This window comes from Candidatus Hakubella thermalkaliphila (genome assembly GCF_013281975.1).
GTDB lineage: Bacteria > Actinomycetota > Humimicrobiia > Hakubellales > Hakubellaceae > Hakubella > Hakubella thermalkaliphila.
The window spans coordinates 1-923 of record NZ_BLRZ01000335.1 but is presented as its reverse complement, the minus strand read 5'-3'; the positions used below and the strand labels follow the sequence as shown (position 1 = coordinate 923).

1 protein-coding gene is annotated in these 923 nt (G+C 48.6%); it reads left to right on the top strand.

The genetic code is table 11. The annotated features are described in order from the left end of the window. Positions 1-17: 17 nt before the first annotated feature. A partial coding sequence (locus HW443_RS11970; protein ID WP_219857258.1) for an SAM-dependent methyltransferase occupies positions 18-923 on the top strand: 906 nt, incomplete at its 3' end.

The window sequence follows — 923 nt, the reverse complement described above, 5'->3', positions numbered from 1 at the left end:
GAATATGGGCTAGGCTGTTGAAGAACAGCTTTGCCCCGGTACTGCAGGAAGCCTTTGATCTAGTGGCGGGCAATCCGCCGTGGGTTAATTGGGAAAGTCTGGCTAAAGACTGGCGGGAGCTCTCTAAGGATCTGTGGGTGAATTACGGCCTGTTTTCCCTTAGAGGACATGAAGCCCGGCTTGGCGGGGGCAAGAAAGACCTGGCAATGTTGTTTACTTATGCCTGCGCTGATTATTATCTCAAACCCAAAGGACGCTTGGGATTTGTAATTACTCAAACGCTTTTTAAGACTAAAGGCGCAGGGGATGGGTTCCGGCGCTTTCACTTAGGAGAAGAAGGAAATCCTCTTCGGGTAATGCATGTAGATGACATGGCAGAGCTTCAGCCATTTGAAGGAGCTACTAACCAGACAGCCATTCTTATTTTGCAAAAAGGAGAGGCTACCCGGTATCCAGTACCGTACACTCTGTGGCGAAAAAAGGTTAGCGGAAGAATCCCGATAGAAAGTTCCCTACAAGAAGCAACGGATCAAACACGACGAAGCCATTTCCAGGCGGTGCCAGTTGATAACAAGCCTACCTCCCCCTGGCTGACTGCCCGCCCTCGGGCAATCCATGCCTTACAAAAGATTATTGGGTTGTCAGATTACAGAGCCGCTATAGGAGCCTGTACCTGGATGAATGCCGTCTATTGGATCCAGATCTTGGAGCGTCGTTCTGATAATCTTATTGTTATCGAAAACCTTACTGATGTAGGTAAGCTCTCGGTTCCCAAAGTTCGAGCTGCCATCGAGCCTGACTTGTTATATCCTTTCGTCCGAGGGAAAGATATTGGTCGATGGAAAGCTCGAGCTAGCACCTATTTTTTAATGACTCAGAACCCTAACGAACGAATTGGATGGGCCGAGAACGAAATGAAGGCT